This window comes from Micromonospora parathelypteridis (genome assembly GCF_014201145.1).
In the GTDB taxonomy this organism is placed as follows: Bacteria; Actinomycetota; Actinomycetes; order Mycobacteriales; family Micromonosporaceae; genus Micromonospora; species Micromonospora parathelypteridis.
In genome coordinates, this window is record NZ_JACHDP010000001.1 from 1,167,282 (window position 1) to 1,194,013 (window position 26,732).

The 26,732-nt window shown below is 71.5% G+C and carries 30 protein-coding genes; 9 read left to right on the forward strand and 21 right to left on the reverse strand.

Annotation, left to right across the window (positions count from 1 at the left end):
* Nucleotides 1–49: 49 nt before the first annotated feature.
* Both HNR20_RS04760 and HNR20_RS04765 read right to left on the reverse strand, forming a co-directional pair.
* Nucleotides 50–694 (reverse strand): HAD family hydrolase, encoded by a 645-nt coding sequence (locus tag HNR20_RS04760; RefSeq protein WP_184176805.1) that lies wholly within the window; start codon nucleotides 692–694, stop codon nucleotides 50–52.
* Between the two features lie 65 nt (nucleotides 695–759).
* Nucleotides 760–1,620, reverse strand: a complete 861-nt coding sequence (locus tag HNR20_RS04765) for a carbon-nitrogen hydrolase family protein (RefSeq protein ID WP_229687186.1) — start codon at nucleotides 1,618–1,620, stop codon at nucleotides 760–762.
* Between the two features lie 77 nt (nucleotides 1,621–1,697).
* On the opposite strand from HNR20_RS04765, the gene HNR20_RS04770 reads away from it, so the two are divergent.
* From HNR20_RS04770 to mug, 6 genes are all read left to right on the forward strand, one after another.
* A complete protein-coding gene (locus tag HNR20_RS04770) occupies nucleotides 1,698–2,270 on the forward strand; it encodes a TetR/AcrR family transcriptional regulator (protein ID WP_184176807.1) in 573 nt (190 codons plus the stop codon).
* A gap of 81 nt (nucleotides 2,271–2,351) precedes the next feature.
* Nucleotides 2,352–3,293 (forward strand): TIGR04222 domain-containing membrane protein, encoded by a 942-nt coding sequence (locus HNR20_RS04775; RefSeq protein ID WP_184176809.1) that lies wholly within the window; start codon nucleotides 2,352–2,354, stop codon nucleotides 3,291–3,293.
* Nucleotides 3,290–4,108, forward strand: a complete 819-nt coding sequence (locus HNR20_RS04780) for an MbnB/TglH/ChrH family RiPP precursor modification enzyme (RefSeq protein WP_184176811.1) — start codon at nucleotides 3,290–3,292, stop codon at nucleotides 4,106–4,108. The genes HNR20_RS04775 and HNR20_RS04780 overlap by 4 nt, the downstream gene beginning before the upstream one ends.
* Nucleotides 4,105–4,659, forward strand: coding sequence for an SCO6045 C-terminal-like domain-containing protein (locus tag HNR20_RS04785; RefSeq protein ID WP_229687187.1), 555 nt, complete (start codon nucleotides 4,105–4,107; stop codon nucleotides 4,657–4,659). Before HNR20_RS04780 ends, HNR20_RS04785 begins: the two co-directional genes overlap by 4 nt.
* A complete protein-coding gene (locus tag HNR20_RS04790) occupies nucleotides 4,644–5,405 on the forward strand; it encodes an SDR family oxidoreductase (protein ID WP_184176813.1) in 762 nt (253 codons plus the stop codon). Before HNR20_RS04785 ends, HNR20_RS04790 begins: the two co-directional genes overlap by 16 nt.
* 62 nt (nucleotides 5,406–5,467) lie before the next feature.
* Entirely contained in the window at nucleotides 5,468–6,073 is a 606-nt protein-coding gene (gene mug / locus HNR20_RS04795; RefSeq protein WP_229687228.1) for a G/U mismatch-specific DNA glycosylase, read from the forward strand.
* A 141-nt stretch (nucleotides 6,074–6,214) separates the two neighbouring features.
* On the opposite strand, the gene HNR20_RS04800 is transcribed toward mug, so the two are convergent.
* From HNR20_RS04800 to HNR20_RS04810, 3 genes are all read right to left on the reverse strand, one after another.
* Nucleotides 6,215–8,191, reverse strand: coding sequence for an ABC transporter ATP-binding protein (locus HNR20_RS04800; RefSeq protein ID WP_184187981.1), 1,977 nt, complete (start codon nucleotides 8,189–8,191; stop codon nucleotides 6,215–6,217).
* 114 nt (nucleotides 8,192–8,305) lie between these two features.
* On the reverse strand, nucleotides 8,306–9,073 hold the full coding sequence (locus HNR20_RS04805; RefSeq protein WP_184176815.1) for an enoyl-CoA hydratase/isomerase family protein: 768 nt from the start codon (nucleotides 9,071–9,073) through the stop codon (nucleotides 8,306–8,308).
* Nucleotides 9,074–9,119: 46 nt separating this feature from the next.
* Nucleotides 9,120–9,347, reverse strand: a complete 228-nt coding sequence (locus HNR20_RS04810; RefSeq protein ID WP_007462679.1) for a helix-turn-helix domain-containing protein — start codon at nucleotides 9,345–9,347, stop codon at nucleotides 9,120–9,122.
* A gap of 216 nt (nucleotides 9,348–9,563) precedes the next feature.
* Between HNR20_RS04810 and HNR20_RS04815 the strand changes: the two genes are divergently transcribed.
* Complete coding sequence (locus HNR20_RS04815; protein ID WP_184176817.1) at nucleotides 9,564–10,163, forward strand: cadmium resistance transporter; 600 nt, start codon at nucleotides 9,564–9,566, stop codon at nucleotides 10,161–10,163.
* A gap of 28 nt (nucleotides 10,164–10,191) precedes the next feature.
* Here the strand turns inward: HNR20_RS04815 and HNR20_RS04820 are convergent, their stop codons facing one another.
* Nucleotides 10,192–11,796, reverse strand: coding sequence for an ABC-F family ATP-binding cassette domain-containing protein (locus HNR20_RS04820; protein ID WP_184176819.1), 1,605 nt, complete (start codon nucleotides 11,794–11,796; stop codon nucleotides 10,192–10,194).
* 262 nt (nucleotides 11,797–12,058) lie between these two features.
* On the opposite strand from HNR20_RS04820, the gene ypfJ reads away from it, so the two are divergent.
* Complete coding sequence (ypfJ, locus tag HNR20_RS04825) at nucleotides 12,059–12,979, forward strand: KPN_02809 family neutral zinc metallopeptidase (RefSeq protein ID WP_184176821.1); 921 nt, start codon at nucleotides 12,059–12,061, stop codon at nucleotides 12,977–12,979.
* A gap of 145 nt (nucleotides 12,980–13,124) precedes the next feature.
* On the opposite strand, the gene HNR20_RS04830 is transcribed toward ypfJ, so the two are convergent.
* The 12 genes from HNR20_RS04830 to HNR20_RS04885 form a co-directional block, all read right to left on the reverse strand.
* Entirely contained in the window at nucleotides 13,125–13,490 is a 366-nt protein-coding gene (locus tag HNR20_RS04830) for an SgcJ/EcaC family oxidoreductase (protein ID WP_229687190.1), read from the reverse strand.
* Between the two features lie 38 nt (nucleotides 13,491–13,528).
* Nucleotides 13,529–13,828, reverse strand: a complete 300-nt coding sequence (locus HNR20_RS04835; protein WP_184176823.1) for a muconolactone Delta-isomerase family protein — start codon at nucleotides 13,826–13,828, stop codon at nucleotides 13,529–13,531.
* A gap of 103 nt (nucleotides 13,829–13,931) precedes the next feature.
* Entirely contained in the window at nucleotides 13,932–14,594 is a 663-nt protein-coding gene (locus HNR20_RS04840) for an acVLRF1 family peptidyl-tRNA hydrolase (protein ID WP_184176825.1), read from the reverse strand.
* 87 nt (nucleotides 14,595–14,681) lie between these two features.
* Complete coding sequence (locus tag HNR20_RS04845; RefSeq protein ID WP_184176827.1) at nucleotides 14,682–15,308, reverse strand: LysE family transporter; 627 nt, start codon at nucleotides 15,306–15,308, stop codon at nucleotides 14,682–14,684.
* Nucleotides 15,309–15,955: 647 nt separating this feature from the next.
* Nucleotides 15,956–16,426: a metal-sulfur cluster assembly factor gene (locus tag HNR20_RS04850; protein WP_184176829.1), complete on the reverse strand. Its 471-nt coding sequence runs from the start codon at nucleotides 16,424–16,426 to the stop codon at nucleotides 15,956–15,958.
* 76 nt (nucleotides 16,427–16,502) lie between these two features.
* Entirely contained in the window at nucleotides 16,503–16,976 is a 474-nt protein-coding gene (sufU, locus tag HNR20_RS04855; protein WP_184176831.1) for a Fe-S cluster assembly sulfur transfer protein SufU, read from the reverse strand.
* Nucleotides 16,976–18,280, reverse strand: a complete 1,305-nt coding sequence (locus tag HNR20_RS04860) for a cysteine desulfurase (protein ID WP_184176833.1) — start codon at nucleotides 18,278–18,280, stop codon at nucleotides 16,976–16,978. Before HNR20_RS04860 ends, sufU begins: the two co-directional genes overlap by 1 nt.
* A 20-nt stretch (nucleotides 18,281–18,300) precedes the next feature.
* Nucleotides 18,301–19,074 carry a Fe-S cluster assembly ATPase SufC gene (gene sufC, locus HNR20_RS04865; RefSeq protein WP_184176835.1) on the reverse strand — a complete coding sequence of 258 codons (774 nt, stop codon included), beginning with the start codon at nucleotides 19,072–19,074 and terminating at the stop codon, nucleotides 18,301–18,303.
* Nucleotides 19,074–19,400 (reverse strand): non-heme iron oxygenase ferredoxin subunit, encoded by a 327-nt coding sequence (locus tag HNR20_RS04870; protein WP_184176837.1) that lies wholly within the window; start codon nucleotides 19,398–19,400, stop codon nucleotides 19,074–19,076. Before HNR20_RS04870 ends, sufC begins: the two co-directional genes overlap by 1 nt.
* A complete protein-coding gene (sufD, locus tag HNR20_RS04875; RefSeq protein ID WP_184176839.1) occupies nucleotides 19,400–20,548 on the reverse strand; it encodes a Fe-S cluster assembly protein SufD in 1,149 nt (382 codons plus the stop codon). Before sufD ends, HNR20_RS04870 begins: the two co-directional genes overlap by 1 nt.
* Nucleotides 20,549–20,638: 90 nt before the next feature.
* Complete coding sequence (gene sufB / locus HNR20_RS04880; protein WP_184176841.1) at nucleotides 20,639–22,069, reverse strand: Fe-S cluster assembly protein SufB; 1,431 nt, start codon at nucleotides 22,067–22,069, stop codon at nucleotides 20,639–20,641.
* The gene (locus HNR20_RS04885) at nucleotides 22,066–22,866 is read right to left on the reverse strand and encodes a helix-turn-helix transcriptional regulator (RefSeq protein ID WP_373291037.1); all 801 of its coding nucleotides are present in this window, start codon (nucleotides 22,864–22,866) and stop codon (nucleotides 22,066–22,068) included. Before HNR20_RS04885 ends, sufB begins: the two co-directional genes overlap by 4 nt.
* 98 nt (nucleotides 22,867–22,964) lie before the next feature.
* Here HNR20_RS04885 and HNR20_RS04890 point away from each other — a divergent pair, with 98 nt between their 5' ends.
* Nucleotides 22,965–23,930 carry a COX15/CtaA family protein gene (locus HNR20_RS04890; protein WP_184176843.1) on the forward strand — a complete coding sequence of 322 codons (966 nt, stop codon included), beginning with the start codon at nucleotides 22,965–22,967 and terminating at the stop codon, nucleotides 23,928–23,930.
* Nucleotides 23,931–24,173: 243 nt separating this feature from the next.
* On the opposite strand, the gene HNR20_RS04895 is transcribed toward HNR20_RS04890, so the two are convergent.
* The 3 genes from HNR20_RS04895 to HNR20_RS04905 all read right to left on the reverse strand — a co-directional run bounded on the left by HNR20_RS04895 (nucleotide 24,174) and on the right by HNR20_RS04905 (nucleotide 26,693).
* Nucleotides 24,174–25,094 (reverse strand): ATP-grasp domain-containing protein, encoded by a 921-nt coding sequence (locus HNR20_RS04895; protein ID WP_184176845.1) that lies wholly within the window; start codon nucleotides 25,092–25,094, stop codon nucleotides 24,174–24,176.
* Nucleotides 25,095–25,107: 13 nt separating this feature from the next.
* Nucleotides 25,108–25,443 carry a hypothetical protein gene (locus tag HNR20_RS04900; protein ID WP_184176847.1) on the reverse strand — a complete coding sequence of 112 codons (336 nt, stop codon included), beginning with the start codon at nucleotides 25,441–25,443 and terminating at the stop codon, nucleotides 25,108–25,110.
* A gap of 299 nt (nucleotides 25,444–25,742) precedes the next feature.
* Nucleotides 25,743–26,693, reverse strand: a complete 951-nt coding sequence (locus HNR20_RS04905) for a heme o synthase (protein ID WP_184176849.1) — start codon at nucleotides 26,691–26,693, stop codon at nucleotides 25,743–25,745.
* Between the last annotated feature and the right edge of the window lie 39 nt (nucleotides 26,694–26,732).

The following is a 26,732-nucleotide window of genomic DNA, read 5'->3' on the forward strand; positions in this document are numbered from 1 at the left end:
CGAAACGCCGTCCGGGCAGCGTCGACACCGGGGCGAGCGAGCGAACCTCTCAGCGCGCGAGCACGGTGGCGACCGCGGCGATCAGCCCGTCCACGGTGCGGCTCGGCGCGAACCGGACGTCGGTCCAGGTGCGCCCCCGGTGCAGCCAGACGCTGGGCAACCCGACCGCGGCGGCGCCACCGATGTCCGCCTCCGGGCTGTCGCCGACCACCCAGGCACCGCGCAGCGGCATTCGGACCCGCTGCGCGGCGAGCGCGAAGATCCGCGGGTTGGGTTTGCTGACGCCGGCCTCCTCGGAGATCACCCAGTCCGCGACGTACTGGTCCAGGCCGGTTCTGCGGATCTTGGCGTCTTCGACGCGCACCGTGCCGTTGCAGACCACCACCGGCACCCAGCCGGCGTCGTCGGCGATCCGCAGCGCACAGGCGGTGAGCGGGTCGAGCCGGGTCTGCGCCACCACCCCGTCGTGCAGGTCCTCCACCAGGTCGATCGAGGGAATGCGCAGCTCGTAGCGGTCCCGGATGGCGTCGGCGAGATCCCAGCGGTCGGTCAAGCCGTCGGCGTCGACCGAGACCAGCCAGTCGATGTCGGTGGGGGGCGCGCCGATGCCGTCCAGGAAGCGCTCACCCCAGCGGCGGAACGGCCCGGCCCGATCCAGCAGGGTGTTGTCCAGGTCCAGCAGGAGCAGTGGCACTCGGGCACCCTACGGGACCGACGTGTCCGCCAACAGATCCTGCGGGTACCGACCTGACGACGGGCTCAGCCAGACATCGACACCCGAGGGCCGCCCTGGTCCGGAAGTCGATCGGCGAGCATCGAATGGGCCGCCCGGGTGGCCGCGAGCGCGGCCGGGTCCAACGTCGCGACCAGCACCGCCGTGCCGTCGTCGGCGCCCCGGGCCAGCACCCGCCCCTGCGGGTCGTAGATCGCCGCGCCGCCGTTGAACCGCCACGGGTCGACGCCTCCGACCGCGTTGGAGAAGACCACGAACATCGTGTTGTCCAGGGCTCGCGCGGCGTAGTAAAGGTCTCGGCGGTGCTCGGAACCGGCCAGGTATCCGCTGGGGCACAGGTATCCGTGGGCACCGTCGAGGGCGGCGGCCCGGCCGTGCTCCGGGAAACAGCCGTCGTAGCAGATGCCCAGCCCGAGCCGCCAGTCGTCGACGAGCAGCGTGGCGCCCCGACCGCCAGCGCTGAACAGCTCACGCTCGTCGCCCCACAACTGCTGCTTGTCGTAGCCGACCCGGACCGCGCCGGCCCGGTCGACCACCAGCGCGGCGATGGTCCGCCGACCGTCCGGGTGCCGGGCGGCGGCGCCGACCAGCACGGTGACGCCGGCCTCGCGGGCCGCGGCGCGCAGCGGGTCGAGCCGAGGATCCGCGACCATCCCGGCAGGGTCGGCCGCGACGTCCGTGCCGACCGGGTCGGCGGCGAGGGTCGGCGGGTGGTACGCGCAGAGGAACAGCTCCGGCAGGACAGCCACCCGGGCGCCCAGCTCACCAGCTTGGCGGACCAGGTCAGCCGCACGGACCGCGTTTCCGGCGACGTCGCCGGGCGTGGGCGTGGCCTGAACGGTGGCCACGGTCAGCGGGGTGGCGGGAACGGTGCGGGGCAGGGTCACCGGGCGATGGTAGTCGGCGGGGAACCAAGCCGTACGTACGGTTTGCGTGACCCGAGGTGACCTGCAACGATCGACGCGTGCCCAGAGTAAGCCAGGACCAGCTCGACGCGCGCCGGCAGGAGATCCTCGCCGCCGCGCGGGCGTGTTTCGCCCGGCTCGGTTACGAGGGGGCGACCGTACGCCGCCTCGAGGAGGCCACCGGCCTGTCCCGCGGTGCCATCTTCCACCACTTCCGCGACAAGGACTCGCTCTTCCTCGCCGTCGCCGAGGACGACGCCGCGGCGATGGTCGAGACGGTGGCCCGCAACGGTCTGGTGCAGGTGATGCGCGACCTGCTCGCCCGCGCCGTCTCGCCGGACACCACCGGCTGGCTGGGCAGCCAACTGGAGGTCTCCCGCCGCCTGCGCACCGACCCGGCGTTCGCCCGCCGCTGGGCGGAGCGGTCCGCCGCGATCGCCGAGGCGACCCGCGACCGGTTGGCCCGCCAACGCGACGCCGGGGTGCTGCGCGAGGACGTACCGATCGACGTGCTGGCCCAGTTCCTGGAGCTGGCCTACGACGGCCTGGTGCTGCACCTGGCGATGGGCCGACCGGCCGGTGACCTGGGCCCGGTGCTCGACCTCGTCGAGGAGGCGGTCCGCCGCCGCTGACCGCGCCGACACCGGTACGTCGACCGTGGCGGAGCTGCTCCACAATGGGGCCGCCGATCCCTCCGGTGACAGGAGCAGTCGATGATCGTGAACGCGGCGTCGGGCGACACCTGGGGCATCTCCGCCCCGACCTTCCTCCGGTACTACCTCGTCGCGGCCGCCGTGGTGGTGGCGATCGGGGTGTACTACCGGATCCGCCTGCTCACCGTCTCGGGGCACACCACACTCGACCCGCTCGGGCCACAGCAGGTCGCCTACCTCAACGGTGGGCCCCAACTGGCCGTGCACGCCGCACTCGGCGGGCTGCGCGGCAGCGGTGCGATCGCCGTACGCCCGGACCGCCGGTTGACCACCGTCGGCACCGCGCCGGGCGGGCTCACCCCGCTGGACCAGGCCATCCACTGGGCCGCCCACCAGCACGCACGGGTCCGGGAGCTGCCGCAGGACTCCCGCGTACGCACCGCGCTCGACCAGATTCGCAACGGCCTGGAGCAGCGCGGTTTGCTGACGAACGACACGCAGCGCGAGCGAGCCCGCTTCTGGAACAAGGTCATGATGGCCCTGCTGGGCCTCGGCGGGCTCCGGCTGTTCTCTGGCTTCTTCAATGATCGACCGGTGGGCTACCTGCTGCTCACCCTTGTCGCGCTCCTGGGCGCCACGCTGCTGCTGGGCCGGGCACCCGCGCTCACCCGGGCCGGTCGGGCCACGCTGCGTGCCGTCCGCGAGGAGCACACCCACCTCGCCCCTGCCTCCGCGCCCGCCTACGCCACCTACGGAGCGGCCGGCGCGGCGATGGGCGTGGCCCTGTTCGGCACCGCCTCGCTCTGGGCACTCGACCCGGGCTTCGCCGACCAGGCCGAGATTCAGCGCCAGGCCGTCGGCAACTCCGGCTGGACGGGGGGCTCCGACGGGTCGAGCGGCGGGGGTGGAGACAGCTCCGGCGGAGGCGGTGACAGCTCCGGCGGCGGCAGCTCCTGCGGTGGAGGTGGCGGCTGCGGCGGCGGCGGGGGGTGCGGCGGATGACCGGCCCGTCCGGAGTGGGCATCGGCTGGCGGCCGGAGATCGCCGGCTTCGTGGCCGACCTGCCCGGGCTGCGCTTCGTCGAGGTGGTGGCCGAGGCGGTGCCCGCGTCCGGGCCACTCCCACCAGGCCTGGCGCAGTTGCGCGAGCGCGCGGTGACGGTCGTACCGCACGGGGTGCGGCTCTCCCTCGGCGGCGCCGAACCGGTCGACCCGGCGCGGGTCGCCCACCTCGCCGCGGTAGCGCAACGCGTCGACGCACCGCTGGTCAGCGAGCACATCGCGTTCGTCCGAGCCGGCGGCCTGGAGGCCGGGCACCTGCTGCCGCTGCCGCGCAGCCGGGCGGCGGTCGACGCGGTCTGCGCCAACGTGGCGCGGGCACAGGCCGAGCTGCCGGTGCCGCTCGCGCTGGAACCGATCGCCGCGTTGGTCGACTGGCCCGACGACGAGCTCGACGAGGCGGACTTCCTCACCGAGATCCTCGACCGGACCGGGGCACTGCTGCTGCTGGACGTCGCCAACGTGCACGCCAACGCCCGCAACCGGGGCGCCGACCCGCTCGCGTTGCTGGACCGTCTGCCGCTGGACCGGGTCGCGTACGCCCACGTGGCCGGCGGGGCCGAGCACGGCGGCTTCTACCACGACACACACACCGACCCGGTTCCGGCGGCGGTGCTGGAGCTGGTCGGCGCGCTCTGCGCCCGACAGCGACCACCGGCGCTGCTGCTGGAACGGGACGGCCACTACCCGCCGGCGGTCGAGCTCCGCGCCGAACTGGACGCCCTGGCGGCGGCCGCCGGCTTCCCGGCCGTGACATGACCGACGCGCACGACGACACGCGGCCACCCGGCGATCTCGCCGGGCTCGCCGAGCGGCAGGCGGCGCTGGTCGCGACACTGGTCGCCGGCGGGCCGCCACCGCCGGGGTTCGCACCGGCCCAGTTGGCCGCCACCCGGGCGGCCCTCCTGCGCAAACGTGCCGGCGAGGTGGCGCGGCACTGGCCACTGCTCGCCGCCGGGCTCGGCGCCAGGTGGACGACGACCTTCGCCGGCTGGGCCGCCCGACGACCTACCGCCGGGTCGCTACGCGACGGTTGGGACCTGGCCCGCGCACTGCACAACCGGCAAGCGCTGCCCCCGGCCGCCGCCGAGGAGCTGGCCCTCCGGGAGGCGCGCCTGCGCTACGACGGGCTCTCGGCGCCGCGTCCGCGCCGGATGCCGACGGTGGGCCGCGCCGGCGGCGCCGTCGCGGTGCAGATCGCCGGCCGGGTACGCCTGCTGCGCCCCGCCCCGCGTCCATCGACGGTGCCCCCCGTTGGTGGCGACGGCGTACCCGATGCGGCAGGATCGGCGTTATGGATCTCGGACTGACCGACCGCGTGTACGTCCTCACCGGCGCCTCCCGAGGCCTGGGCTACGCGACCGCGCAGTGCCTGGTCGCCGACGGAGCACGGGTGGTGCTCTCGGCCCGGGACCCGGACGCCGTGGCCGCCGCCGCGGAACGGCTGGGCGGCCCGGAGCACGCCGTCGGGCTGACCGCCGACCTGGCCGACCCGGAGACCCCGGGGCAGCTCGTCGCCGCCGCCCGGGAACACTTCGGCCGGCTCGACGGCGCGCTGATCTCGGTCGGCGGGCCACCGCCGGGCAACGCCGCGGCGATCACCGACGAGCAGTGGCGGCTCTCCTTCGAGACGGTCTTCCTCGGCACCATCCGCGCGGTCCGCACGATCGCCGGCGCGTTGCCCGAGGGCGGTGCGATCGGGCTGGTGCTCTCCACCTCGGCCAGAGGCCCGGTGCCCGGCCTCGGCATCTCCAACGGTCTGCGACCCGGCCTGGTCGGGGCCGCCAAGGACATCGCCGACGACTACGGCCCACGCGGTGTCCGGGTGGTCGGCCTGCTGCCCGGCCGGATCCTGACCGACCGCAACCGGGAGCTCTTCGCGGCGACCGGTGACCCGGAACGCGCCCGCACCGAAGCGGAGGCCGGCATTCCGCTGCGCCGCATCGGCGACCCGGCCGAGTTCGGGCGGGTGGCAGCGTTCGTGCTCTCCCCCGCCGCGAGCTACCTGACCGGCATCACCCTGCCGGTCGACGGCGGCGCGCTGCGCGGACTGTGACGCCAGACCCGGCCAGCGATGCCCGAGCGGTGACGCCAGACCCGGCCAGCGGTGCCCGAGCGGTGACGCCGGACCCGATCCGGCCTGCCGGTGCTGCTGGCGGCTATCCGCGGCCGACCCCGGCGGAGTTGGCGGCGGCCGCCGACCGCACCATCCCCGACGTCCTCGCGCCGGGGTTAGCGGTGCTCTTCGTGGGCATCAACCCGGGTCTCTGGTCGGCCGCGACCGGCTGGCACTTCGCGCGGCCCGGCAACCGGTTCTGGCCCGCGCTGCACCGGGGCGGGTTCACTCCCCGTCTGCTGCACCCCAGCGAACAGGACGAGCTTCCCGCCCTCGGGCTCGGCATCACCAACATGGCCGCCCGGGCCAGCGCCCGCGCGGACGAGCTGAGCACCGAGGAACTACTCGATGGCGCCGCCATCCTGACCGACAAAGTGGCCCGGTACCGGCCACGCTGGGTCGCGGTGGTGGGGGTGACCGCGTACCGGATCGGTTTTCAGCGGCCGAAGGCCGCGTTCGGGCCGCAACCGGAGGCGCTGGCCGGCGCCCGGCTGTGGGTGTTGCCCAACCCGAGCGGCCTGAACGCGCACTTCACCCCGCTCACACTGGGCCTCGCGTTCGCCGAGCTGCGGGCGCCGGCGGGTCTACCGGACCGCCGCCTGGCCTAACCGCCGCCGGCACCGGTACACCGGAGGGATACGCGGTGATCAATTGATGAGAAGTAGGTCCGGATCGGTCCTGACACCTACTTCTCATCAATTGATCAAGGTGGGGCAGCAGCCCGCGAGCAACACCGTCGGCGTTGACCGTCAGTTGGCGGCGGCCGGCGGCAGCACCTCGTCGGCGCGGTAGGTGCCCAGCGGCATGACCACCGGCTCGGGGCCGGTCGCGTCGACGAACGGGGTGGGCGAGTCGGCGACCGCGAACTGGGTCCGGTACAGCTCGGCGTAGAGACCGCCGATGGCCACCAGCTCGTCGTGCCGCCCCCGCTCGACGATCCGCCCGCCGTCCAGGACCAGGATCTGGTCGGCGTCGCGCACGGTGGAGAGCCGGTGTGCGATCACCAGGGCGGTTCGCCCGGCCAGCGCCACCGACAGCGCCCGTTGCACCGCCGACTCGCTCTCCGAATCCAGGTGTGCGGTCGCCTCGTCGAGGATCACGATCGACGGCGCCTTGAGCAGCAGCCGGGCAATCGCGATGCGCTGCTTCTCGCCGCCGGAGAACCGGTAGCCGCGTTCCCCGACGGTGGTGTCCAGCCCGTCCGGCAGCGAACGGACCAGGTCGGCCACCTGTGCGCCGGCCAGCGCGGCCCAGATCTCGTCGTCGGTGGCGTCAGGCTTGGCGTACCGCAGATTCTCGGCGATCGTCTCGTGGAACAGGTGCGAATCCTGGGTCACCACCCCGATCTCGTCGCGCAGGGAGGCGAGCGTCGCGTCGCGTACGTCCACGCCACCGACCAGCACCTGCCCTTCGGTGACGTCGTAGACCCGGGAGATGAGCATCGACAGCGTCGACTTGCCGGCACCGGACGGACCGACCAGCGCGACCATCTGCCCGGGCTCCACGCTGAACGAGACCCCCTTGAGCACCGGCTCGTTGACTGTCCGGTCGAGGGTGGCGACCTCCTCCAGGGAGGCGAGCGAGATCTCCGCGGCACTCGGATAGCGGAATCGCACGTCGCGGAAGTCGACCCGGCCAGCGCCCCGGGGCACCGACACCGCGTCGGGCTTCTCCACGATGCCCGGCTCGAGGTCGAGCACCTCGAAGACCCGGTCGAAGGAGACCAGCGCGCTCATCACATCCACCCGGACGTTGGAGAGCGCGGTGATCGGACCGTACAGGCGGGTGAGCAGCAGCGCGAGTGTCACCACGGTGCCCGCGCTGACGCCGCCGGTCACGGCGAGCCAGCCACCGAGGCCGTAGGTGAGCGCCTGCGCCAGCGAGGCGACCAGCAGCATCGCCACGAAGAACGTGCGCGAATACATCGCGGACTGGATGCCGATGTCGCGGACCCGCTCAGCTCGGGCGGCGAACCGGCGGGCCTCGACCTCGGGCTGGCCGAAGAGCTTCACCAGCAACGCGCCGGCCACCCCGAACCGCTCGGTCATGGTCGCGTTCATCTTGGCGTCGAGGTTGTACGACTCGCGGGTGATGTCGGCCAACCGCCGACCGACCCGGCGGGCCGGAATGATGAAGATCGGCAGCAGCACCAGCGAGAGCGCGGTGATCTGCCAGGAGAGGGTGAACATCACCGCCGCGGTGAGCACCAGTTGGATGACGTTGCTGACCACACCGGACAGGGTGGAGGTGAACGCCCGCTGGGCGCCGAGCACGTCGTTGTTCAGCCTGCTGACCAGGGCACCGGTCTGCGTACGGGTGAAGAACTGCAACGGCATCCGCTGCACGTGGTCGTAGACCCGGGTGCGCAGGTTGAAGATGATGCCCTCGCCGATCCGGGCGGAATACCACCTCTGGGCCAGCGAGAGCAGTGCGTCGGCGACCGCTAGCGCGGCGATGAACAGGGCCAGCCGCACCACGAGTCGACCGGCCTCGGCACCTCCCCGGTTGATCGCGTTGATCACGTCGCCGGCGAGCACCGGTGTGGCCACGCCGATGATGGCGGCCAGGACGACGGTGGCCAGGAAGACGACGATGTCGCGCCGGTAGGGCTGGGCGAAGGCCACGATGCGTCGGGCGACCCCACGCTTCAGCCGGTGGGTGGAGACCTCGTCGCGGTTACGCATCGACCGGAGCATGCTCCACCCGGCCATGCCTCCGCCGGACATCGGGTTGGACACCGCTCACCTCCGGGTTGTCGGACTGACCGCACCGTCAGGTCAATTCTCCCGACGACTGTGACAACCTCGGTCGTAACCCGGATCTTCCCGTACGGTCCTTACCTATTCTCCCCGTCCAGCCAGGTCGCGCAGCCGGCGGGTCTGCGCCTCCCGCTCGGCGCGCTGCTGATCGGCGTGCGACCGCCCCGCGGCGCCGGCGAGCAACGCCTTGATCTCCACCACCGCGTCGCGGGCCCCGGAGAGCAGGCCAGCGGTCAGGTCCTGGACCGCGCCGTCCAACTCGGGTGGTGGCACCACCAGGGTCGCCAGGCCGATCCGGTCCGCCTCGGCGGCGTCCAACCGGCGGCCGGTCGCGCAGATCTCCAACGCCCGGGCATAGCCGACCAACTCCACGAGGCGCTTCGTGCCGGCCAGGTCGGGCACCAGGCCGAGCGTCACCTCGGCCATCGACAGCTTCGCGTCCGCGGCGAGCACTCGCAGGTCACACGCGAGCGCCAACTGGAAGCCAGCGCCGATCGCGTGGCCCTGCACGGCCGCGACGGAGATGACGTCCGGCCGGTGCAGCCAGGTGAAACCAGCCTGGAACTCCGCGATGCGCTCGGCGCACTCCTGCTCGGGCAGGGTGGCCAGCTCCGCGAAGGAGCCGGGGCCGGAAGCGCCGGCCACCGCGAGGTCGAGGCCGGCGGAGAACGCACGCCCCTCACCCCGGACCACCACCACCCGCACGTCGCCGGGCAGATCGCGGGAGAAGTCGCTCATCGCCCGCCACATCGCGGGCGTCTGAGCATTGAGCACGTCGGGCCGGCACAACGTCACCGTGGCAACCGGCCCGTCGCAGCTCAGCCGAACCCCGGTCGCCTCGGCGGTCACCGGGCGACCCGGGTCGTGGCGCTGGTGGACGACGCTGGGGGGCGGGTCACGCCTTCTTGCGGCGCCGGGCACCGCCGCGCTGACGCAGCTGCACCCCTGACTCGGTGAGCACTCGGTGGATGAACCCGTAGGAACGGCCGGTCGAGGCCGCCAACGCGCGGATGCTTTCCCCCGAGGTGTACCGCTTTACCAGGTCCTTGGCGAGCGTCTGACGCTCGGCTCCGACGATCCGGCGACCTTTCTCAGTGCTGGTGGCTGTGCCAGTGGCTGCCATGCTGTGTCCTCACGTCCCAGACTGTGCGGTTCGGATACGGTCCCACCTATTAGACCGCCTCGAACGATCATGCGCCAGATATCAACTCTTCGCCAACCGACACGCTATGCAATGTCAGCTTCCCGATAGAGTGATCCTGGCGATCGGCCCCGGCGCTGCGTCCAGGCGTACCACCGCCGCGCGCTGGCAGCTGCCGGCGACCCGTAGCCTTCGGTCGTGATCGACCTGTTGGGCACCGGGGCCGCAGCGGCCGTGGTCTTCGCCGCCACCGACATCGACGACATCGTCATCCTGACGCTCTTCTTCGTCGCGGCCCGCACCACCGGGCGACCGCGTACCTGGCAGATCGTCGCCGGACAATACCTCGGTATCGGCGCGCTCGCGCTGGCCAGCGCGGTGGTCGCGGCCGGGCTGCTGGTGGTGCCGGAACCGTGGACGGGGCTGCTCGGCCTGCTGCCGATCGCGCTGGGCCTCCGCGCGCTAGGGCGTTCCGACGACGACGATTCCCCCACGGTCGTCACCGGAATGCTCGGTGTCGCCGGGGTGACGATCGCGAACGGCGCCGACAATGTGGCCGTCTACGTCCCCGTGTTCCGTGCCCTCGGCGTGGCCGACAGCGCGGTGTTCCTCCTGGTCTTCGTGCTGCTCATCGCGCTGTGGTGCGCCGCCGGGGCCTGGCTGGGCGGGCACCGGCGGGTGGTCCGGCTGGTCGAACGCGCCGGCCACTGGCTGGTACCGACGATCTTCGTCGCCATCGGAATCGTGATCCTGGTGAGCTCCGGCGTGCTCGGCCGGCTGGTCGACCTGCTCGGCTGAGAGTGGCCGAGCAGCCGTCCGGAAGTGCTCAGGCCAGCTCGACCAGCTCGAGCAGGTCGTCGCTCCAGGCATCCTCGTCGCCGTCGGGCAGCAGGATCGCGCGGTCCGGCTTGAGCGCCAGCACCGCTCCCGGGTCGTGGGTGACCAGGACGATCGCGCCCGGGTAGTTGGCGATCGCGTCGAGGACCTGCTCGCGGCTGACCGGGTCGAGGTTGTTCGTCGGCTCGTCGAGCAGCAGCACGTTCGCTCCGGAGCAGACCAGGGTGGACAGTGCCAGCCGGGTCTTCTCGCCACCGGAGAGCACACCCGCCGGCTTGTTCACGTCGTCACCGGAGAAGAGGAACGCGCCGAGGATCTTGCGCAGGTCGGTGTCGGACTGCTCCACGGCTGCGGCGCGCATGTTCTCCAGCACGGTCCGCTCCACGTCCAGCGTCTCGTGTTCCTGGGCGTAGTAGCCCAGCCGCAGGCCGTGACCCGCGTGCACCTCGCCGGTGTCCGGACTGAGCAGCCCGCCGAGCATCCGCAGCAGGGTCGTCTTGCCGGCGCCGTTGAGCCCGAGGATGGCCACCCGGGAGCCCCGGTCCACCGCGACGTTGACGTCGGTGAAGATCTCCAGCGAGCCGTACGACTTGGACAGGCCGGTCGCGGTCAGCGGCGTCTTGCCACACGGCGCGGGGTTGGGGAACCGCACCTTGGCGACCCGGTCGGCGACCCGGACCTCCTCCAGGCCGGAAATCAGCTTCTCGGCGCGGCGGGCCATGTTCTGCGCGGCCACGGTCTTGGTCGCCTTGGCCCGCATCTTGTCGGCCTGCGCCATCAACGCGCCGGCCTTCTTCTCCGCGTTGGCCCGCTCCCGGCGGCGGCGCCGCTCGTCGGTCTCGCGCGCCTCCAGGTACGCCTTCCAGCCCAGGTTGTACACGTCGACAACGGACCGGGTGGCGTCGAGGAACCAGACCTTGTTGACCACCGACTCCAGCAGTGCGCCGTCGTGGGAGATCACGATCAGGCCGCCCTTGTGATTGGCGAGGAAGCCGCGCAGCCAGGTGATCGAGTCGGCGTCGAGGTGGTTGGTCGGCTCGTCGAGCAGCAGGATGCCGCCGCCGTTCTCGCCCGCGTCGCGGAACAGGATCCGGGCCAGCTCGATGCGCCGACGCTGACCGCCGGAGAGGGTGCCGATGGTCTGCGCGAGCGCCCGGTCCGGTAGGCCGAGGTTGGCGCAGATCCGGGCGGCCTCAGCCTCGGCGGCGTACCCGCCCAGGGCGGCGAACTGGTCCTCCAGCGCGCCGTAACGACGAACCAGCTTCTCGTTGGCGTCCTCGGCGAGGCGAGCCTCGATCTCCTGCATCTGGGCCATCAGCACGTCCAGGCCCCGGGCCGAGAGGACCCGGTCGCGGCCGGTCACCTCGAGGTCGCCGGTACGCGGGTCCTGCGGGAGGTAGCCGATGGCGCTGCGCTGGTCGATCTGGCCGGAGTATGGCTGCCCCTCGCCGGCGAGAACCTTCAGCGTGGTGGTCTTGCCGGCGCCGTTGCGACCGACCAGGCCGATCCGGTCACCGGGCTGCACGCGCAGGGTGGTGTCGGACAGCAGGATCCGGGAACCGGCACGCAGTTCCAGGCCGGTGGCAGTGATCATGTTTTCGGGCTCGCTCTCGGGGTCTGGAAGGCTGACTCGGGGCACGCGAAACGGCCGGCGGGCTCAAGGGCCCGACGGCGCGGGGCGGTTCAGCCTTCGCAGCGCAGCACCCAGCAAGTGTACCGGGCGCCGCTGAGCGGCCCGCCCGGATTACCAATCAAGATCATCGGGTACCGGAACCGCTGTCCGGACCCCGTCCGGCACCAACGCGACGAAACGACACACAGACGACATTCATCGGCATACGGCGATCGGGGTCACCATGGAACTCAACGAGCGGGCCGAAATCGACACCTCACAGGTCAACGACGTGGGCCGAGGTGGTGGATCCGGCGGCGGCCTCGGCATCCCGATCCCCGGTGGCGGCGGCCGGGGATCGCTGATCGGCATCGTGGTGGCCGTGCTCGTCGCGCTGCTCGGCGGCGGCTTCGGGCTCAATGCCATGACCAACGGCGACGACACGGGCCAGACCGGCGGCACCGACCTGGAGCAGGTGTGCTCACGCGACAACCCCCAGCGTCTTGAGGACCTGCGCTGCCGCAACACGCTCTACGTCAACAGCATCCAGGACTACTGGCAGAAGACGTACCCGGAGCTGGGCAACGCCAAGTACGAGCCGACCCAGACCAACTTCTTCCAGGCCGCGGTGAACACCGGCTGCGGCCAGGCCGACTCGGGTGTCGGCCCGTTCTACTGCCCCGCCGACCGGAACGTGTACATCGATCTGAGCTTCTACGACGAGCTGGCGTCCCGGTTCGGCGCCAAGGGTGAGTTCGCCCAGCCCTACGTGCTCGCCCACGAATACGGTCACCACATCCAGAACCTGCTCGGCACCAACGAGAAGGCCGGCCAGGGCGACCAGAGTGGCCCCCGCTCCGCCTCGGTGCGGCTGGAGTTGCAGGCCGACTGCTACGCCGGCGCCTGGGCCAAGCACGCCACCGAGAGCAAGGACAAGACCGGCCAGGAGCCGCTGTTCAAGTCGATCACCGCCAGCGACATCAGCGAGGCGGTGCAGGCCGCCGAGGCGATCGGTGACGACAGCATTCAGGAACGCTCCGGTGGGCAGGTCAACCCCGACCAGTTCACCCACGGCACCTCCGCGCAGCGACAGCGCTGGTTCCAGCAGGGCTACGACCGTGGCGACCCGAAGACCTGCGACACCTTCAACACCGACCAGCTCTAACCGGCGCCGCCCGTCAACGCCGCCCGCCGACGCCCCCGCCGACGTCGTCGATCATGGGGTTGTGGTGCCTGGTTCGGGAGGGTAAGCGGCCTTCGTCCACCACCACAACTCCATGATCGACGCGGGCGTGCGTGGACCGGAGTGGCTAGGTGAGGCGGGAGACCTGGTAGTGACTGATGTACCAGGTGTCTTCGAGCTGGCGCACGATCACGCTGAGGTTGACCGTCAGCGTCGGCCGGTCGGTGAAGCCGAAGTCGACCTCGAGATAGCCGAGGACCAGGTCGTCGGCGAGTCGCCGGGTCTCCCGGATGTCGTACGCGGCGGTCAGGCCGATCGGCTGCGCGGCGTAGTACGCGGCGACACCGTCCCGGCCGACGCTGTACGGGTGCAGACCCTGGAAGATCGCATCGTCGGTGAAGAGCGACGCGACGCGATCCGGCTCGTGGGCGTCGACCGCGGACCGCCACCGGTCGAGGACGGTACGCAGGATCTGAGCCTCGGCACTGGACACAACGATCTCCCTGGTCTCGCGGTCGGGTGAGTCACCGGTCACCGGGGCGGCTGACCGGGATCGTTCGGGTGCGGTGTCAGCGGGGTGACGGTCTCGCGCCGCCAGGCGCGCAGCGGCATCGACGCGAGGACCACCTCCAGTTCGTCCGCGTCGCCGGCACGGAACAGCCCCCAGGTGCGCCACTCCCCCGGCGCCAGCGGCGGCCGCCACAGCCGCAGGAGGTTGCCCTGCGCCGTCAGCTCGGCCGAGCGTGCCGCCTCACGCCGGCGCATGTCGGCGACCCCGTCCTCCGACGTGCCCTCCGGCACCGTCGTCACCATGTCCACCAGAAACTCCACGTGCCCATACTCCGGCCGCCAGCGCGGCCAGACCCCGGGAATCCGCTAATGCGCGCGGCCGTCCGCCCACAGCGCCCAAAACCAGTCGGCCGTCCGCCCGAGGTCAGTCGGCGCGCTCGGGTGCCGGGTCACGCAGCCGGATCCATACCGCCCGGGCCGCGCCCACCGCGCCGACCAGCACCGCGTGCCGAGGCTCCGGCACGTCGAGCAGCCGCTCGGCACGTAGCGGCACGAGCGGAGCCAACCGCCGGTCGGCCAGCACCGTGTCGACCGACCGCCGGTCACCGCCGCAGACCACCGCCGCCAACGCGGCGGCCTCCGGCAACAGCAGCCGTACGGCCAGCTCGGCCGCGTCACCCAACGCCGCCTTGGCCTGGTTGTCGCGCCGGCGGGCGAACCGCTGCTGCGACCATCCCCCTGCGGCGGTGCGCCCCTGCACGTACTGGCGGTCCACCTTGGACACCACGAGGTCGGCGCCCTCGGCCACGCCGACGGCCACCGCGCCCTTGCGGGCCAGCAGCAGGCCGATCCGGCGGGGCACCATGGCAGAGGTCACGAACCCGGCGACGTCGACGCTGGCCGGCGACCCGGGTGGGGCGTACAGCTCGGCGGTGGACCCGTCGGGAGCGGCGAGCAGCAGCCCGTACTCCTGGGGGGTGGTGGTGGGCGGGCCGTGCCGGTCGGCGAAGCCCTCGACCCACCGGCCGACGCGGGCCGGGTCGACCTCGACCCACCGGCCGCCCCCGGCTGCGGGTCGACTGGTCACCGCCCGACCGTACGGCACGGCGGGCCCGACCGGGCCCGCGGGCGACCGCACGGCACGGCGGGCCCGGCCGGACCCGCGGGCGACCGCTCAGGGCCGCAGCAGCGCGGCCACCGCCAGCGCGGCGATCAGAGCGCTGGAGACCAGGCCGGTGACCAGCCGGCCGCGCGGCCCGGTCAGCGCCCGACCGACGACGGTGCCACCGCCGGCGATCAGCAGCTGCCAACTCGCCGACGCCAGGAACACACCCGCCACGAAGAGCGCCGCGGAGCCCTCGTCGGCGGTGTCCCGACGGCCAAGCACCAGCGCGGCGAAGTAGAGCACCGTCGTCGGGTTCAGCAGGGTCAGCCCGAGTACCGCCGCAAAGGCCCGCCCGGGAGTGCTCAGACCCCGGCCGACGGGTGTCGTCGACGTCTGCCGCGAACGGTGGGCGTACCAGGTCCGCCACAGGCCATGCGCGGCGAGACCCAACAGGACCGCGGCGGCGACCACCCGCAGCGGCCCGGCGACCGGCGCGACGATCCCGGCCAGGCCCGCGCCGCCGAGCGCGGCGACCGCCGCGTAGAGCCCGTCGGCCGTCGCCACCGCGAGCGCCGCGGCCGCACCGACCCGAAACGAGGTACGAGCACTGAGCCCCAGGATGAGGATCGCGATCGCGCCGACGGGGATGGCGACGCCGTAGCCGGCGACGAGACCGGCGAGGAACGCGCCGCTCACGACGACGGGTGCCGGATCAAAGCGACCCCGGGCACGGTGCGCTGTCGACGCACGGCGGTGGCCGCACGGACAGAAACCTGCTTCGGGTACGCCTCAATCACCCCGTCATCCTGGTCACCGCAGCCCCACCCCCGCCACCAAATTTCCCGCACCCCGCACCCGCACCCCGCACTCCTGCGCCCCGCCCGCCTCCATCGCCATGATCGACACCAGGTCGGCGATGTGGGGGCATCCGGACAGCGCGACACCCCCACATCGGCGACCTCGTGTCGATCACGCCCACCTCAACCGTCGCGCGCGGGCCTCGCCCGACCCGACCACCCCGGCGGGCCTGACCGGCCTGCCACGCCCCACGCCCCACGCCCTCGCCCCACGCCCCACGCCCCACGCCCCACGCCCCACGCCCCACGCCCCACGCCCCACGCCCCACGCCCCACGCCCCACGCCCCACGCCCCACGCCCCACGCCCCACGCCAAGATCGTGCTCGATCCTGGAAGTAGTGGGGTCAGACACGCGGGATACCACTAGATCCAGGATGTTGCGCGATCTTGCGGGCAAAGCAAGGTCGGTCTAGGCGCGAAAAGCATCGAGCGCGACGCCCCCAACCGGGGCGTCGCGCTCGACGGGCAGGGCCGACCAGGTCGGCTCAGACGTTGAAGCCGAGGGAGCGGAGCTGGTCCCGACCCTCATCGGTGATCTTGTCCGGGCCCCATGGCGGGAGCCACACCCAGTTGATCCGGATGTCGTTGACCAGGCCGCCGCCGGGGCCGGTGGTGAGCGCCTGCCGGGCCTGGTCCTCGATGACGTCGGTCAACGGACAGGCCGCCGAGGTGAGCGTCATGTCCAGGGTGGCGACGTTCTCGTCGTCGACGTGCACGCCGTACACCAGGCCCAGGTCGACCACGTTGATGCCGAGCTCGGGGTCGACGACGTCCTTCATCGCTTCCTCGATGTCGGCGATCATGGCCTTGCTGACGCCGCCCGCCGGGGTACCGGCCTCGGGCGTCGCGACACCGTCGGGCGTCACGGCGTCGGTCGGTGCGACGGCGTCGGTCTGCGCCACGACGGCGTCACCAGCCTCCGGCGTTGCTGCAGTAGCCGTGTTCTCGCTGCTCATGCCGTCCCTCCGTTTCGCTTCATGACGCCACGAGGCATCATCGCGCTGCAACAATGATTCGCTCGCTGACGCTCACTCATGCCTTTACCTCCGGGCTCACGCCCACACCGGCGCGCGCCGCGGCGTCCTTGAAAGCCATCCACGGCAGCAGCGCGCACTTGACCCGGGCGGGGTAGCGGGCAACACCCGCGAAAGCCACCCCGTCACCGAGCACGTCCTCGTCCGGCGTGACCTGGCCACGTCCGGACATCAACTCCACGAACGCCTCGTGCACCTCGAAAGCTTCCCCGGCGCTCCGACCGCGCAGCAACTCGTGCAGCACGCTCGCCGAGGCCTGGCTGATCGAGCAGCCCATCCCGTCGTACGAGATGTCGTGCAGTACGTCACCGTCGGTGGCCACCCGGACGGTGACCTCGTCACCGCAGGTCGGGTTGACGTGGTGCGCCTCGGCGACCTGGTCACCCGAGTCGTCGGCGTCCCGCAGGCCACGCCCGTGGGGGCGCTTGTAGTGATCCAGGATGATTTCCTGGTAGAGCTGGTCGAGCTGCATCAGTCGAACACCTTCCGCACCTGCTCCAGACCGGTCACCAGAGAGTCGATCTCCTCGGTGGTGGTGTAGAGGTAGAACGAGGCCCGGGTCATCGCCGGGACGCCGAACCGGCTGCACACCGGCTTGGCGCAGTGGTGGCCCACCCGCACCTGCACGCCGAGCGAGTCGAGCACCTGACCCACGTCGTGCGGGTGTACGTCACCGAGGGCGAACGAGATGGTGCCGCCCCGGCCGACCGGCACGGTTGGGCCGAAGATCCGCAGGTCCGGCACCGTCCCGAGGGCGTCCAGCGCGTACGCCGTCAGCTCCTTCTCGTGCCACTGGATGGCCCGCATCCCGATGCCGTTGAGGTAGTCGACCGCCGCACCGAGCGCGACCGCCTCGGCGATCGGAGGGGTGCCGGCCTCGAATCGGGCCGGTGGCGCGGCGAACGTCGAGCGGGCCATGGTGACCGTCTCGATCATCGAGCCGCCGCCGAAGACCGGTGGCATGGCCGCCAGCAGCTCGGCCCGGCCCCAGAGCACACCGATGCCGGTCGGGGCGAGCATCTTGTGACCGGTGAAGACGATGTAGTCGGCGTCCAGGTCGACCACGTCCATCGGCAGGTGCGGCACCGACTGCGAGCAGTCCAGCAGCAGCAGGGCCCCCACCTCGCGGACCCGCGCGGTGATGCGGGAGGTGGCGTTGACCGTGCCGAGGATGTTCGACACGTGCACCAGCGAGACGATCTTCGTCCGTTCGGTGACCAGGTCGTCCAGGCCCGACTCGTCCAGCCGGCCCTGATCCGTGACGGGGAACCAGCGCAGGGTCGCGCCGGTCCGCTCGCAGAGCAGCTGCCACGGGACGATGTTGGAGTGGTGCTCCATCTCGGAGATCACCACCTCGTCGCCGGGGCCGAGCCGGAACCGGGGGTCAGCGTCCGGGCGCAGGGAGGCGTTGGAGAACGCGTACGCCACGATGTTGATCGCCTCGGTGGAGTTCTTCGTGAACACCACCTCGTCCGGGCTCGGCGCGTTGATGAACGCGGCGACCTTGGCCCGCGCACCCTCGTACGCCTCGGTGGCCTCGGTGCCCAGGGTGTGCACGGAGCGCGACACGTTGGCGTTGTGCCGCGCGTAGTGCTCGTCGAGCACGTCGAGCACCTGGCGGGGCTTGTGCGAGGTGTTGGCGCTGTCGAGGTAGACCAGCGGGTGCCCGTTGATCTCCCGCGACAGGATCGGGAAGTCGGCGCGCACCTGGGCCACGTCGAAACGCGGCACGTCGTCGTACTGCGGCATCCCGGGTGGGATCGCGATGCTGGTCATCTCGGCAGCGCCCCTCTCGCTCAGGCCTGGGCCGTGCCGGCCCCGGCGGCGTACCGCTCGTAGCCCTCGGCCTCGAGCTTGTCGGCCAGCTCCGGGCCGCCCTGCTCGACGATCCGGCCGGCCACGAAGACGTGCACGAAGTCCGGCTTGATGTAGCGCAGGATCCGGGTGTAGTGGGTGATCAGCAGCACGCCGGTGTCACCGGTGTCCCGGACCCGGTTGACGCCCTCGCTGACCACGCGCAGCGCGTCCACGTCGAGGCCGGAGTCGGTCTCGTCGAGGATCGCGATCTTCGGCTTGAGCAGCTCCAGTTGGACGATCTCGTGCCGCTTCTTCTCACCGCCGGAGAAGCCCTCGTTGACGTTGCGCTGGGCGAACGCCGGGTCCATCTGGAGTCGCTCCATGGCGCCGCGCAGCTCGCCGCCCCAGGTGCGCAGCTTCGGCGCCTCGCCGTCGATGGCGGTCTTCGCGGTACGCAGGAAGTTGGCCACCGAGACGCCGGGCACCTCGACCGGGTACTGCATGGCCAGGAAGAGGCCGGCGCGGGCGCGCTCGTCGACCGTCATGGCCAGCACGTCCTCGCCGTCGAGGGTCACCGTGCCGCCGGTGATCTCGTACTTCGGGTGACCGGCGATCGAGTACGCCAGGGTGGACTTGCCGGAGCCGTTCGGGCCCATGATGGCGTGGGTCTCACCGGACTTCACGGTCAGGTCGACGCCGGCCAGGATCGGCTTGAGCTCACCCTCGGGCAGCTTGACCGACACCTTCAGGTCGCGGATCTCCAGGGTGCTCATTATCGGGTCACTCCATTACTCGGCGTCAGGCTGAGGTAGATGTCGCCGTCGCGGACTTCGACGGGGTAGACGGGTACGGGTTCGGTGGCGGGCAGCCCGCTGGGTGCGCCGGTGCGCAGGTCGAAGCGCGAGCCGTGCAGCCAGCACTCCAGCGTGCAACCGTCGACCTCGCCCTCGGAGAGGGCGACCGAGGCGTGCGAGCACTCGTCGTAGGCGGCGTAGAAGTTGCCGTCCTCGCCGTGCACCAGGGCGATCGGGGTGCCGTCGACGTCCGCGCTGATCGCGGTGCCCTTCGGCACGTCCTCGGTGGAGCAGATGCGGATCATCAGGCGCCGGCCTTGGCGAGCCGGGCCTCGATCGCGTCGCCGAGGCGCTCGCGCAGCGGCTCCACCGGGATCTTGTTGATCAGCTCGGCGAAGAAGCCGCGGACCACCAGGCGGCGGGCTTCGCTCTCCGGGATGCCGCGCGCCATCAGGTAGAACAGCTGCTCGTCGTCGAAGCGGCCGGTCGCGCTGGCGTGACCGGCGCCGGCGATCTCGCCGGTCTCGATCTCCAGATTGGGTACGGAGTCCGCCCGCGCGCCGTCGGTGAGGAGCAGGTTCCGGTTGATCTCGTACGTGTCGGTGCCGGTCGCCTCGGCCCGGATCAGCACGTCACCGATCCAGACGGTGTGCGCGTCCTCGCCCTGCAGCGCGCCCCGGTAGCCGACGTAGCTGCGGCAGTCCGGCACGGTGTGGTCGACCAGTTGCCGGTGCTCCAGGTGCTGGCCGGAGTCGGCGAAGTAGACGCCGTACAGCTCGGCCTCGCCACCCCGGCCGGTGTAGTCCACGCTGGTGAACTGCCGGACCAGGTCGCCACCGAGGGTGACCTGGACGTGCACCACCCGGGCGTCGCGACCCAGCTTGATGTTGACGTGCTGCGCCTGCACCGCGTCCCCGGCCCAGTCCGCGACGGTGACCAGGGTCAGCTTCGCGCCGTCCGCGACCGTCACCTCGACGTTGTCGGCGAGCGTGGCCGAGCCCTCCTGGGAGAACACGACCGTGGCCTCCGCGAACCGACCCACCTGGACCTGGGTCCGGGCGAAGGCCAACTCCTCGGGGTACGCGCCCAGCAGCCGGACGACGACCGGCTCCGAGACCACCGCCTCGGGGGCCACCTCGACCAGCGCGACCCGCGCCGCCCCGCCGTGGGCCAGCGCGCTGATCCGGTCGGTCGGCAGCGGCGCGGGCGCGACACTGGCGTCGGTCGGGTCGACGAGCCGCACCGACACCCCGGCCGGCAGGTCCGGGTGCTCGACGGTGACGCCCCGGCCGGTGGCGGCCGAGGTGTCCGCCGTGGCCAGGCCACGCAGGCGCTTGAGCGGGGTGAAGCGCCACTCCTCCTCCAGGCCGGTGAGGGCCGGGAAGTCAGCGACGTCGTACGAGCGCAGCGCCTGCGACTTGGTGCTGGGCGGCGCGGAAGCCTGGGTAGTCATTTCTTCCTTGGTCTGTCTGTTCCGTGACGACGAGGTTGGGGCCTGGTGTGGCGGGCCGGCGTTTCGGCCCGCCACGCGGGAGCGGCGGCGTCAGCCGACCGCACCCTCCATCTGGAGCTCGATCAGGCGGTTGAGCTCCAGGGCGTACTCCATCGGGAGTTCCTTGGCGATCGGCTCGATGAAGCCGCGCACGATCATGGCCATCGCCTCGTCCTCGCTCAGGCCCCGGCTCATCAGGTAGAAGAGCTGGTCGTCGCTGATCTTGGAGACGGTCGCCTCGTGCCCCATCGACACGTCGTCCTCGCGGATGTCGACGTACGGGTAGGTGTCCGAGCGGGAGATGGTGTCGACCAGCAGCGCGTCGCACTTGACCGTGCTGCGGCTGTGGTGCGAACCCTCCAGCACCTGCACCAGACCGCGGTACGAGGTGCGGCCGCCGCCCCGGGCGATCGACTTCGACACGATGGTCGAGGAGGTGTGCGGCGCGGCGTGCACCATCTTGGCGCCGGCGTCCTGGTGCTGACCCTCGCCGGCCATCGCCACCGAGAGCACCTCGCCCTTGGCGTGCTCACCGACCATGAAGACCGCCGGGTACTTCATGGTCACCTTGGAGCCGATGTTGCCGTCGACCCACTCCATGGTCGCACCCTCGTGGCAGACGGCGCGCTTGGTGACCAGGTTGTAGACGTTGTTCGACCAGTTCTGGATGGTCGTGTAGCGGCAACGCGCGTTCTTCTTGACGATGATCTCCACGACCGCGCTGTGCAGCGAGTCGGAGGAGTAGAGCGGCGCGGTGCAGCCCTCGACGTAGTGCACGTACGCACCCTCGTCGACGATGATCAGCGTCCGCTCGAACTGGCCCATGTTCTCCGTGTTGATCCGGAAGTAGGCCTGCAGCGGGATCTCCACGTGCACACCCTTCGGCACGTAGATGAACGAGCCACCGGACCACACGGAGGTGTTCAGGGCGGCGAACTTGTTGTCGCCCACCGGGATCACCGTGCCGAAGTACTCCTTGAAGACGTCCTCGTGCTCGCGCAGCGCCGTGTCGGTGTCCAGGAACAGGACACCCTGCTCCTCAAGGTCCTCGCGGATCTTGTGGTAGACGACCTCGGACTCGTACTGCGCGGCGACACCGGCGACCAGGCGCTGCTTCTCCGCCTCCGGGATGCCCAGCCGGTCGTAGGTGTTCTTGATGTCCTCGGGCAGGTCCTCCCAGCTGGTGGCCTGCTTCTCGGTCGACCGCACGAAGTACTTGATGTTGTCGAAGTCGATCCCGGTGAGGTCCGCGCCCCAGGCCGGCATCGGCTTGCGGCCGAACAGCCGCAGACCCTTCAGCCGCAGGTCGAGCATCCACGCCGGTTCGTTCTTCTTGGCCGAGATGTCCCGCACCACCGCCTCGTTGATGCCGCGCTGGGCGACCGCCCCGGCGGCGTCCGGGTCGGACCAGCCGTACTCGTACCGACCCAGGGCGGCAAGCTGCTCTTCCTGGGTCAGGGGCTGGACGATCTGCTCGGTCATCTATCTGTCCTCACAGTGGTGACGGGATTACCGGATTGAGCACGCCCCGGCTGGGTCGGAATGTGCGTGGTGCACACCCCGTCGCCGTGCGCGATGGTGGCCAGGCGCTGCACGTGGGTGCCGACCAGACGGGAAATGACCGCGGTCTCGGCCTCGCACAGCTGAGGGAACTCGGCGGCCACGTGCGCCACCGGGCAGTGATGCTGGCAGAGCTGACCGCCGGAGGCGATCGTGGTCGCGTTTGCAGCGTAACCCTCGGCGGTGAGCGCCGCGGCGAGTGCCTCGGCTCGCGCGAGAGGGTCGTCGCCGGCGTCCTCCATGGCCGCCCGACAGCGCGACTCCAGGGCGGACACCTGCTCGGTGGCGAACGCCTCGACGGCGTCCGAGCCACCGCTGCGGGCGATCCACCGCAGCGCGGCGGTTGCCATGTTGTCGTAGTGATGGGTGCCACAGCGGACCCGGCCGGCCTCGGTCAGCATGAACACCTTGGCCGGGCGCCCCCGACCGCGGCTGCCCTGCACGGTCTGCTCGCGGGCGTAGACGTCACCCTCGGCAAGCATCGCGTCCAGGTGCCGGCGGATCGCCGCCGGGCTGAGCCCGAGGGCCACGCCGAGCTGCGCGGCGGTGGTGGCCCCCCGCTCCAGCAGCAGTTGGGTGACCCGGTCGCGGGTGGAGATCTCGGCCGCCGTGGCGGCACCGAGCGCCGCCGACGTGGTCACGACGGGCGCGGACGCGGACGCGCCGACGGCCGGGACAGCCGTCGGCTGGTGCCCGGAGAGCGCCGCCGCGTTTTTCACAACGCCAACGTTACGTAATTACCCGGAGGGTCGCAAACCCGGGCCCCGGTGATCCGAACCACCGAGCCGACGGAGTCGGACGAACCTCGATCACTACGGTGCGTAGGATTTGCGCCGTGAACCGAATCACCCGTCCGGTCTCCGGCACCCTGCTGCGCCGCCTCGCGCTCGCCTCGATCATCGCGAACGTGGGCATCGTCGTCACCGGCGGGGCCGTCCGGTTGACCGCCTCCGGCCTCGGCTGCCCCACCTGGCCCAGTTGCACCGACGATTCGTACGTCACCACACCCGAGATGGGTGTGTACGGGGTGATCGAGTTCAGCAACCGGATGCTGACCTTCGTAGTGGGCCTGATCGCTCTGGCCACCGTGTTGGCGGTGCTGGCGCACCGGCCGCGCCGACCGGGGCTGCTGGGGCTGTCCGTCGCGGTCTTCCTGGGCATCCCCGCCCAGGGCGTGGTCGGCGGCATCACCGTGCTCACCAACCTCAACCCGTGGGTGGTCGGGCTGCACTTCCTCGCCTCGATGGCCGTGATCGCCGCCGCGTACGCCCTCTGGCGGCGCATCGGCGACCCGGACGGCCCGACCGTGGCCGTGGTGCCCACACCGCTGCGCGCGCTGGCCCGGATCACCACCGGCGTCGGCGTCGCGGTGCTGGTCTTCGGCACCTGGGTCACCGGCAGCGGCCCGCACGCTGGCGACCATGGCGCGGCCCGCAACGGCCTGGACCCCGAGTCGATCTCGCAGGTGCACGCGGACGGCGTCTTCCTGCTGATCGGCCTCTCGGTGGCGCTGATCTTCGCGTTCCGCGCCGTCGGAGCGCAGCGGGCCACCCGTGCCGCGATCGTCCTGGTCGCCGTGGAGCTGGGTCAGGGCGTGATCGGCTTCGTGCAGTACTTCACCCACGTGCCCGCGCTCCTGGTCGGCGCGCACATGCTCGGCGCCTGCCTGGTGCTGCTGGCCACCCTGTCGGTGCAGTGGTCGACCCGCGAGCGCCGTCCGGTCGCCCCGGCACCCGCGACCACCCCGGCCGACGACGCCGCACCCGTCCCGGTCACCGCCTGACGCCACCGCGCCCCGCGCCCCGCGCCCCGCGCCCCGCGCCCCGCGCCCCGCGCCCCGCGCCCCGCGCCCCGCGCCCCGCGCCAAGATCGTGCTCGATCCAGGAAGTAGTGCGGTCCGGCACGCGGGACACCACTACATCCAGGATGTTGCGCGATCTTGCGCAGGAGGCAAGTCGGCGCGGGGCAGCGTCGCGCGGATCGTGGAGCCGGCGACCGCCGTCGCCCGGCAGAACGCCGGCGTGGGTCAGGTGCGGCGGGCCAGGTGGGTGGTGATCGCGGCGGCGAGACGGTCCGGGGCTCCGTCGGCGTACCCGATGAAGAGTGACGGCTCGGTCAGCTCCAGCTCGACCAGGACCGGCTCGCCGTCCGGGCCGGGGATCAGGTCGACCCGGGCGTAGAGCAGCTGCCGCGTGCCGCCAGGAACCGCGGCGAGGGTCTTCTCGGCCACCGCCAGCTGTTCGGGTCGGGCGGTGCGGGCGGTGATCGCCTCGGTCTTGTAGAGCCCGTCCGGGCCGAGGTCCGGCCCGGTCAGCATCGGGCCCTTGCGGATCGCGTGGCTGAACGTGAGCCCGTCCGGGCCGGCCAGGAAGAGCAGTGCCGTCTCGCCCTCGGTGTCGACGGCGCGCAGGTACGGCTGGACCATGGTCACCCGGCCGGCGTCGGAGAGCCGGCGGACGTGTGCCACGGCCAGGTCCCGGTGTTCCGGGTCGGCCAGGTCGTAGCGGCCGGTGTCCTGACTGCCGGCGCTGACCGAGGGCTTGAGCACGTACTCGCCGGTCTCGGCGGGTGGCTGCCAACTCTCCCCCGGCTCGACCCACGACGTCGGTACGGTCGGCACTCCGGTGGCGCTCAACTCGGCGAGGTAACGCTTGTCGGTGTTCCAGCGAACCACGTCGGCCGGGTTGACCAGCGCCGCGACGGATGCCGCCCAGGCGACGAACTCGTCGCGGCGCAACGCGTAGTCCCAGGGTGAGCGGAGCACGACCAGGTCGTAGGAGGACCAGTCGACGTCGGGGTCGTCCCAGACCGGCGTCTCGACCGCGATGCCACGGGCGGAGAGCGGGGCGAGGACGAGCCGGTCGTCCGGGTCGAGGTCGACCAGGTCGGCACAGGTGACGAGAGCGACCCGGGGTTCCCCCCGGGTCGACTTGTGGTGGGTGGTCAATTCAGCTGTCTATTCAGCGGGCCATCGTGCGCCGGGCCATCGACCGCCACAGGTCGTTGCTCGGACGCATCTGGTCCATCAGTTCACGCTCCCAGGCGTTCTCGACGGTGACTCCCGCCTTGGCGCACGCCTCCCGCGCGGCGACGGTGTCGTCGGCGAACTGGTCGCCCCACTCACCGTCGGAACCCACGAGGACGATTCGCGCGCCACGCTTGCCGACGTACTCGATGACCGCCTTCGCGCCGCCGTGTCCGGCGGCGAACGCCTTGAGGCCCGCGACCAGGCCGTGGGGCGCCTGCTCGCCGGCGGTCTGCTCGGCCGTCAGCGTCGTATCGGAACCATCTGCCATGACGCGAAGCCTAAGCAGAGTTGCACCCCACCGGGCGAGAACCATGAACCTTTTGTGATGCCAATTACTCAAGGGTTTAAGGATGACCACAGGTTTGCTGTCCGGTTTTATCCGGACTTTCCAGGTCAAAGCACGCTGCCAAACCGGCGCCCAACCGTCGCAGGTTGAGCCGATCCGACTCATGTCGAAAGTTACTCTGATGTGACGTTAAACCCGGACAACTCATCCATGGCCATGATTAGTCAGGAGATCACCGGCACGGGCTCGGCGTACCGGCGGAGCCGCGGGACGGGAACGGGTCAGATCAGCGCGTCGAGCGCGACAGCCACGAACACGATCGTCAGGTACGTCGTCGACCAGTGGAACAGCCGCATCGGCTTGACCGCCTCGCCGCGCGTCGCGCGCCGGCAGAGTCGGTGCGCCTCGACCACGAAGATGGCGCCCACCACCAGGGTCGGCACGCCGTAGATCGCGCTGAGCCCCAGCGGCCAGACAGCCAGGGAGGTGAGCACGGTGAGCCACGCGAAGATCAGGATCTCGGCGTTCACCCGCCGGGTCGAGGCCACCACCGGCAGCATCGGAATGCCGGCCCGCGCGTAGTCGTCCTTGTACTTCATGGCGAGGGGGTAGAAGTGCGGCATCTGCCAGAAGAAGACCACCGCGAAGAGCCCCCAGGCGGCCGGCGCAAGTGAGCCGGTCACCGCCGCCCACCCGATCAGCACCGGGGCCGCCCCGCAGGCGCCGCCCCAGAAGGTGTTCGCCGGCGTGGACCGCTTGAGCCACAGGGTGTAGACGAGGTCGTAGTAGGCGATCGCCGCGAGGGTCAGGCCGGCGGCCAGCAGGTTGGTGAACGCCGCCATCAGGGCGACCGACACCGCCGCCAGCACCAGACCGAAGATCAGCGCGTTCCGTGGCGACACGGTGTGCGCCGGCAGCGGGCGACGCTTGGTACGCCGCATCAACTGGTCGATGTCCCGGTCGATGTAGCAGTTGAGCACGCTGGCCGCGCCCGCGGCGAGCGAACCGCCGATCAGCACGACGGCCATCAGCCACAGCGACGGAAGCCCGCGGTCGGCGAGCATCATCGCCGGGATGGTGGTGACCAACAGCAACTCGACGATCCGCGGCTTGGTGAGCGCCACGTACGCCATGAGGACCGCGCGTACGTCCCGCCGGGCCACCGGTCCCTCGGCCGCCCGCGCCGGATGCCCGGCCGGGTTGCTCGCGGGGCGCTCGGTGATCATGCTCACGGATTGCCACCTTCCGGCATCGGCACGGGGAGATCGGAT